General features: G+C 65.2%; 7 protein-coding genes. 5 read left to right on the top strand and 2 right to left on the bottom strand.

What is annotated here, in order from left to right:
• Window positions 1–150 precede the first annotated feature (150 nt).
• Window positions 151–1,044: an MBL fold metallo-hydrolase gene (locus PKA57_RS03665; RefSeq protein WP_324297600.1), complete on the bottom strand. Its 894-nt coding sequence runs from the start codon at window positions 1,042–1,044 to the stop codon at window positions 151–153.
• A gap of 113 nt (window positions 1,045–1,157) precedes the next feature.
• Between PKA57_RS03665 and PKA57_RS03670 the strand changes: the two genes are divergently transcribed.
• Both PKA57_RS03670 and PKA57_RS03675 read left to right on the top strand, forming a co-directional pair.
• On the top strand, window positions 1,158–1,679 hold the full coding sequence (locus PKA57_RS03670; protein ID WP_324297601.1) for a rhodanese family protein: 522 nt from the start codon (window positions 1,158–1,160) through the stop codon (window positions 1,677–1,679).
• 13 nt (window positions 1,680–1,692) lie between these two features.
• The gene (locus PKA57_RS03675) at window positions 1,693–2,484 is read left to right on the top strand and encodes a sulfite exporter TauE/SafE family protein (protein WP_324297603.1); all 792 of its coding nucleotides are present in this window, start codon (window positions 1,693–1,695) and stop codon (window positions 2,482–2,484) included.
• On the opposite strand, the gene ccrA is transcribed toward PKA57_RS03675, so the two are convergent.
• On the bottom strand, window positions 2,481–3,773 hold the full coding sequence (gene ccrA, locus PKA57_RS03680; protein WP_324297605.1) for a crotonyl-CoA carboxylase/reductase: 1,293 nt from the start codon (window positions 3,771–3,773) through the stop codon (window positions 2,481–2,483). The genes PKA57_RS03675 and ccrA overlap by 4 nt on opposite strands.
• A 299-nt stretch (window positions 3,774–4,072) precedes the next feature.
• Here ccrA and PKA57_RS03685 point away from each other — a divergent pair, with 299 nt between their 5' ends.
• From PKA57_RS03685 to PKA57_RS03695, 3 genes are all read left to right on the top strand, one after another.
• The gene (locus PKA57_RS03685) at window positions 4,073–5,152 is read left to right on the top strand and encodes a ferritin-like domain-containing protein (protein ID WP_324297608.1); all 1,080 of its coding nucleotides are present in this window, start codon (window positions 4,073–4,075) and stop codon (window positions 5,150–5,152) included.
• A gap of 165 nt (window positions 5,153–5,317) precedes the next feature.
• Window positions 5,318–5,818, top strand: coding sequence for a hypothetical protein (locus PKA57_RS03690; RefSeq protein WP_324297610.1), 501 nt, complete (start codon window positions 5,318–5,320; stop codon window positions 5,816–5,818).
• A 118-nt stretch (window positions 5,819–5,936) separates the two neighbouring features.
• Entirely contained in the window at window positions 5,937–7,934 is a 1,998-nt protein-coding gene (locus PKA57_RS03695) for a protein meaA (protein WP_324297612.1), read from the top strand.
• Window positions 7,935–7,937: the final 3 nt, after the last annotated feature.

A 7,937-nucleotide genomic window follows, 5' to 3' on the forward strand; every position in this document is an offset into this window, starting at 1 on the left:
CAGGAGGGAACGGCTCTCGCCATGTCGGGTTTTATATAGCCCCAAGCGCTGCGGGCCGCCAGCGGCGGTGAAATCCGCCGGGCAGCCCGCTGCATCCTTCTTGTTGCGCCTTCATGTCCCGTGGTCGGCCGGAAGGCCGGTGGATACGGCTCAGATGGTCTTGGCCGCTTCCTCCGGGATGGCGAGCGGGATCTTGAGATAGCGCCTTCCATTCGCTTCCGCCGGAGGCATGTGCCCGGCCTTGATGTTCACCTGGATCGAGGGCAGCAGCAGGACGGGGGTTGCGAGCGTCCTGTCGCGCGCCTCGCGCAGCTTCACGAACTCCTCCTCGCTCACGCCGTCATGGATCTGGATGTTGTGCGCGCGCTGCTCGGCGACCGTCGTTTCCCAGACATAGGCGTCGCGGCCCGGCGCCTTGTAGTCGTGGCACATGAAGAGCCTCGTCTCGGGCGGCAGGGCGAGGAGCCTGCGGATCGAGCGGTAAAGCGCGCGGGCGTCTCCGCCGGGAAAGTCGGCGCGCGCCGTTCCGTAATCCGGCATGAAGAGCGTGTCGCCCACGAAGACCGCGTCGGCGAGCTTGTACGAAATGCAGGCGGGTGTATGGCCCGGCGTCGCCAGCACCTCGAAGGTGAGGCTTCCCAGCGCGAAGGTTTCGCCATCCTCGAAGAGGTTGTCGAACTCGCTTCCATCGGCAGGCGCGGGCGTCACCTCGAAGATCGGGCTGAAAATCTTCTGCACCTTTCCTATATGCGCGCCGATGCCCACCCTGGCGCCGGTTTTTGCCTTCAGATACTGCGCGGCGGAAAGGTGGTCGGCATGGGCATGGGTTTCCAGAATCCAGACGATCTTCGCGCCCGCCTTGTCGGCGGCAGCGAGCAGGGCATCGGCGCTCGCGGTCGCGACCTTGCCCGAGCGCGGCTCGAAATCGAGCACGGGGTCGATGATCGCCGCATCGCGCGTCGCGGGATCGACGACGAGATAGCTCACCGTATTGGTGGCCTCGTCAAAGAAGCCGTTTATGGCCGGCTGGGCTCGCTTGTTCATGTGGCTCTCCTTCAAACAGGGGGGCTTCGTTTCGATCGCTCTTGATTTATATATTAGCAACAGTTAAATTAGCAACAGATAAATTACGGCGCAACCCGGAACGGAGCATTGCCATGTCACTCAAGACCCTGACCCCTGCCGCCGCGCGGACGCTCATCGAGAGCGGGGCCGCCGTCGTCGATATCCGCGAGCCGGACGAGTTCGCGCGGGAGCACATTCCAGGCGCGCGGAACGAGCCGCTCTCGAAGCTCGCGGGCACCGTCGCGACCGGAAAGGCTGACATCGTCATCTATCATTGCAAGTCCGGCATGCGGACTAAGGCCAATGCCGGCAAGCTGGCGGCCGCCAGCGGCTGCGAGGCCTATATTCTCGAGGGCGGCCTCGACGCCTGGAAGGCCGCGCAGCTTCCCGTCGCGGTCGATCGCAAGCAGCCGCTCGAGCTGATGCGGCAGGTGCAGATCGCGGCAGGCAGCCTCGTCGTCATCGGCGCCGTGCTTGGCGCGCTCGTCCATCCGGCCTTCCATGCGCTTTCGGCCTTTGTCGGCGCCGGGCTCGTCTTTGCGGGCGTCAGCGGCTTTTGCGGCATGGCGCGGCTTCTCATGCTGATGCCGTGGAACCGGGCGCTGCGGAGCTGAGCGGGAGGTGACCATGTTCGCCCTTGCCGATCTCATGGCGGTCGGAGCCGGTGGGCTCGTCGGGCTTACGCTCGGGCTCATCGGCGGCGGCGGGTCGATCCTCGCCGTGCCGCTGCTCATCTATGTCGTCGGCATCGCCTCGCCCCATATCGCCATCGGGACGAGCGCGGTCGCCGTCGCAGCCAATGCGCTTGCGGGCGTCGCGCTTCACGCGCGGGCGAAGACGGTCAAATGGCCTTGCGCCGTCGTCTTCGCGGCTGCGGGCGTCGTCGGCGCCTTTGCCGGCGCGCGGCTCGGGAAGGCTGTGGATGGCGAGCTTCTGCTCGCGCTTTTCGGCCTCGTGATGATTGCGGTCGGCCTCTCCATGCTCCGGCGCAGCGCGCAGGGCGGCAATCCCGATGTGCGGCTCGATCTTGCCTCGGCGCGCGCGCTGCTCCCCTCGCTCTCCGGCTACGGTTTCGCGGTCGGCGCGCTTTCAGGCTTCTTCGGCATCGGCGGCGGCTTCCTCATCGTTCCCGGCCTCATCAATGCGACCGCCATGCCGATCCTCAATGCGGTCGGTTCGTCACTCGTCTCGGTCGCGGCCTTCGGCGCGGCAACGGCGGCGAGCTATGCGGCATCGGGCCTCGTCGACTGGCATGTCGCCGCCCTCCTGCTCGGCGGCGGGCTCGTCGGCGCCCTTGCGGGCACGTTCCTTGCCCGCAGGCTCGCCGCGCGCAAGGCGGCGCTCGTCCGCCTCTTCGCGGGCGTCGTCATTCTCGTCGGGCTTTATGTGAGCGCGCGGGGGATCGCGGTCCTGATCTAGCGGTTGCCCGCCTCGATCGCATCCTCATAGGTGCGCAGCCCCGCCCGCTTCGCCGAGACGAGCACCGCCATGTTGCCGGGCAGGTGCTCGTTCTTCCACATCTTCATATGGGCCTTCGGAATGTCCTCCCAGGCGAAGACTTCCGAAAGGCCGGGATCGATGCGCCGCTCGATGACGAGCTGGTTGGCGGCGGAAGCCTGCTTCAGATGCGCGAAGTGAGAGCCCTGAATGCGCTTCTGGCGCATCCAGACGAAGCGGGCGTCGAAGGTGAGGTTGAACCCGCTCGTGCCGGCGCAGAAGACGACCATGCCGCCGCGCTTCGCCACCATGCAGGAGACGGGGAAGGTCGCCTCGCCCGGATGCTCGAAGACGATGTCCGGATCGACGCCCTTGCCGGTGATGTCCCAGATCGCCTTGCCGAAGCGGCGCGCCTCGCGCATGAAATCGTTGAATTCGGCGGAGTTCACCTTCGGGAGCTGGCCCCAGCAGTTGAAGTCCTTGCGGTTGATGACGCCTTTCGCGCCGAGCGACATCACATAGTCGCGCTTCGATTCATCCGAGATGACGCCGATGGCATGCGCGCCAGCGGTCGCGCAAAGCTGCACGGCGAATGAGCCGAGGCCGCCGCTCGCGCCCCAGACGAGCACGTTCTGCCCCGGCTCGAGCGTGTGCGGACGATGCCCGAAGAGCATCCGATAGGCGGTGGCGAGCGTCAGCGTGTAGCAGGCGCTCTCTTCCCAGGTCAGGTGCTTCGGCCGCGCCATGAGCTGCTGCGACTGCACGCGGGCGAACTGCGCGAAGGAGCCGTCCGGCGTCTCATAGCCCCAGATGCGCTGCGAGGGGGAGAGCATCGGGTCGCCGCCATTGCACTCCTCGTCGTCATGGTCGTCCTGATTGCAATGGATGACGACCTCGTCGCCCACCTTCCAGCGCGTGACCCTGGAGCCGACGGCATAGACGATGCCGGACGCATCCGAGCCAGCGATGTGATAGGGCAGCTTGTGAACGTCGAAGACGGAGATCGGCGTGCCGAGGGCCGCCCAGACGCCGTTGTAGTTGACGCCTGCCGCCATCACGAGAACGAGCACGTCGTGGCTGTCGAGTTCCCATGTCGGCACGACTTCCACCTGCATCGCCTGGGCCGGCGGTCCGTGGCGCTCGCGCCGGATCGTCCAGGCATACATTTTCGGCGGCACATGGCCGAGCGGCGGGATCTCGCCGATCTCATAGAGGTCCTTTCTGGGAAGCGGGTTACCGCTGGCGGCTGCCGCGCCGTCACTCTTGGCCATGTTTCATCCTTGCTCGCGCCTCAGCTTCCGCCGCTCCGTCGCGGCGGAAAAAGGCTTTCTCCAACGATCCCTAACATGTGGGAGCCGGCGGGTGCCCGCCAGCGGCGCGGATCATTGAAGCATGCCGCAACGGATGCAAGGAGTTTTTGCGGTGCAACATAATATCCGTTTCGGCCGTCCCGTCCGAAGGCGAGCGGGGCGGGCACGCGGATTCCTCTTTCCTGACGCTTCTTTTTCAGTATAGGCTTTTCGTACTGCGGAGCACTACTCCGCAAATTCATGAGGGAGGGAGGAACCGCATGAGCTTCGCCAAGGAATACGCCATCCCGCTCGAGGGCAGCCACTGGTCGGTGCCGCAGAGCTTCGACGCCACGTTCAACTGGAAATACGATCCCGAGCGCGCGGCGATGATGGGCCTCTATCGCAAGGGCGTGGAGATGCAGTGGGATGCGAATACCCGCATCGACTGGTCCCAGGAGCTTGACGAGGACAATCCCGAACAGCTTCCCGACGAGATGTTGCCGATCAACGGCATGGCGCAGTTCGAGAAGATGTCGCGCAAGGAGAAGGCCAACGTCCGCAAGCATTTCCAGGCGTGGCAGCTTTCGCAGTTCATGCAGGGCGAACAGGGAGCGCTCATCTGCACGGCGAAGATCGTCACGCAGGTGCCGGACATGGATTCCAAGTTCTATGCCTCGACGCAGGTCATCGACGAGGCGCGCCATGTCGAGAGTTACAAGCGCCTTCTGGAAAAATTCGGCCTCGCCTATCCGATGACGAAGCCCTTGCAGGACCTCATCGAGCAGACGCTGCTCGATTCCCGCTGGGACATGACCTATCTCGGCATGCAGATCGTGATCGAGGGGCTGGCGCTCGCCTCCTTCGCGCAAATCCGCGACCACGCGCAGAACCCGCTTGCCGCCGCCGTCAATGCCTATGTGATGCAGGACGAGTCGCGTCACGTCGCCTTCGGCCGCCTCGCGCTCAGGGATTATTATCCTCAGCTCACGGAGAAAGAGCGCGACGAGCGCGAGGAGTTCCTGCTCGAGGCGAGCTATCTCATGCGCGACCGGTTCGACGCCGTGGAGGTGTGGAAGAATCTCGGCCTCAACCCGGTCGACTGCGCCGAGCACATGTATCACTCCGGCTTCATGGAGACGTTCCGCAACGGGCTCTTCCAGCGCATCGTGCCCATCGTCAAGGATATCGGCCTCTGGGGGCCGCGTATCCGAAAGGGGTATGAGGAAATGGGCGTGATCGGCTTTGCCGATCAGGACGTCGAGGCGCTCCAGAGCAATGATGACAGCATCGCGCGGGATTTCGACGCCCGCCGCAAACATATCGAACGCGTCGCCGCAAGGGCGTCCGCCGCCGAATAAGACTCGAAAAAGAAAGTCGATCGGCGCGAGTGAAACGCCGGGGCCCACAAGGCTCCGGCGTTTTTGATTGGTATGGCGGGTCGCGGCAGATTGGGATGTCGGTCCGCGGATCGAAAGCGTATGATGAATTCGGTCAGGGGGCTTCATTCGATCCCGGAGGGACAGATGACGACCAAAGCCACCCGCGATTTCAGACACCGCTTGTCCGCCCTCACTCTCGCTGCGACATTGCTCCTGCCGGCGGTGGCGCTTGCCGAGGAAAAGCCCGCGGAGCGGATGCCGACACCTCCGCCTCAAGGGCAGAACATGCCTCCGCAGGGCGAGCGGCACATGCAGCCGCCACCCCAGCACCGCGCGGAGGAAGGCCGCAAGATGCACCGCACGACGATGCGGCGCGAGCATCCCGAATTCACGGCCGATCAGTCGGGCTTCGCGCGCGATTATTACCGCATGCATAATTGGGAAGGACGTCCGCTGCCGCACGGTCAGCGCGTCAGGGTCGGGCACAAGCTGCCGCGCGGCGCCTACAGGCATCCACTGCCGGCCGATCTCGCCTATCGCTTTCCGCATGGCCACGGCTATGAGGCCTATATCGTCGGCGACGACATCGTGCTCGTGGCGGTGGCGACGGGCGTCGTCGTCGATATCCTGTCCAATGTCCGCTAACGGGGCGGCGGCCCGCCTCGGGGCCCGGGCGCCGATCCGGGCCCCAATGCTTTTGCGCTGCAACCATGCCTGTGATAATGGGCGAGGCTATTCGGACGCAGCGTAAAAGGCGGAAGACATGGCAAAGGAAGAAGGCGGCCAGCCGGACGCGGGCAGGGACAAGCCCTGGATTTTCCGTACCTATGCGGGCCATTCGACCGCCCAGGCCTCGAACGAGCTTTACCGCACCAACCTCGCCCGCGGGCAGACCGGCCTTTCGGTCGCCTTCGATCTGCCGACGCAGACCGGATATGACAGCGATCACGAGCTTGCGCGCGGCGAGGTCGGCAAGGTCGGCGTGCCGGTCAGCCATATCGGCGACATGCGCCAGCTTTTCGAGGGCATCCCGCTCGAAAAGATGAACACCTCGATGACGATCAACGCGACGGCCGCCTGGCTCCTCGCGCTCTATATCGCCGTCGCCGACGAGCAGGGCGCCGACCGCGCAAAGCTTCAGGGCACGGTGCAGAACGACATCATCAAGGAGTATCTCTCGCGCGGCACCTATGTGTTCCCGCCCGAGCCCTCCATGCGGCTCATCACCGACATCGTTTCCTATACCTATCGCGAAGTGCCGAAGTGGAATCCGACCAATGTCTGCTCCTATCACCTGCAGGAAGCGGGCGCGACGCCGGTGCAGGAGCTTGCCTTCGCGCTCGCCAATGCGATCGCCGTTCTCGACCATGTGCGGGCGAGCGGGCAGGTGCCGGAGGCGGAGTTTCCGCAGGTCGTGGGGCGCATCTCCTTCTTCGTCAATGCGGGCGTGCGCTTCATCACCGAGATCGCCAAGATGCGCGCCTTCGTCGATCTCTGGGACGAGATCTGCCGGACGCGCTATGGCGTGACCGATGCGAAGCTCCGCCGCTTCCGCTATGGCGTGCAGGTGAATTCGCTCGGCCTCACCGAGCAGCAGCCGGAAAACAACGTCTATCGCATCCTGATCGAGATGCTGGCCGTCACGCTGTCGAAGAAGGCGCGGGCACGCGCCGTGCAGCTTCCGGCCTGGAACGAGGCGCTGGGCCTGCCGCGCCCCTGGGATCAGCAATGGTCGCTTCGCGCGCAGCAGATTCTCGCCTTCGAGACGGACCTTCTTCAGTATGAGGATATTTTCGACGGCAGCCATGTGATGGATGCCAAGGTCGAGGCGCTGAAGGCCGAGGCGCGCGAGGAACTGGCCCGGATCGAGGAGATGGGCGGCGCGATCGTCGCCATCGAGAGCGCCTATATGAAGGAGCAGCTCGTCTCGTCGAATTCTGCGCGGCTGGCGGCGATCGAGGCGGGCGAGCAGGTGGTCGTCGGCGTCAACAGATATGTCGAGACCGCGCCTTCGCCGCTGGCGACCGGAGAGGGCTCGATCCTCACCGTTCCGGCCGAGGTCGAGGCGGGGCAGATCGCGCGGCTCAAGGCGTGGCGCGCGGCGCGCGACGCAGGGGCGGTCGAGGCCGCGCTCGCCGAGCTTCGCCGCGCGGCGAAGGAAGGCCGCAACATCATGGAGCCCTCCATCGCCTGCGCGCGCGCCGGCGTGACCACGGGCGAATGGGGAACGGCGCTGCGCTCGATCTTCGGCGAGTATCGCGCGCCGACCGGTGTTTCACGCGCCGCGCGCAACGATGCGCCGGAACTCGACCGCGTGCGCGAGATGGTCGATGCCGTTTCGGTGAAGCTCGGAAGGCGGCTCAAGTTCCTCGTCGGCAAGCCGGGCCTCGACGGCCATTCCAACGGCGCCGAGCAGATCGCGGTCCGCGCGCGCGACTGCGGCATGGATGTCGTCTATGACGGCATCCGTCTCACCCCCGCCGAGATCGTGGAGGCGGCGCGCGAAGGCCGCGTGCATGTGCTTGGGCTCTCGATCCTTTCGGGCTCGCATGTGCAGCTCGTGACCGAGGTGATGACGCACCTCAAGGATGAGGGGATCGACGTTCCGGTCGTCGTGGGCGGTATCATTCCGCGCGAGGATGCCGAAAGGCTCCGCGCCGCGGGCGTCGCCGCCATCTATACGCCCAAGGACTTTCAGATCACCGACATCATGGCCGACATCGTGCGGCTGGTGGACTGGAACACCGACGCGGCGGCGTGAGCC

It is taken from the genome of Parvibaculum sp. (assembly GCF_035325945.1).
In the GTDB taxonomy this organism is placed as follows: Bacteria; Pseudomonadota; Alphaproteobacteria; order Parvibaculales; family Parvibaculaceae; genus Parvibaculum.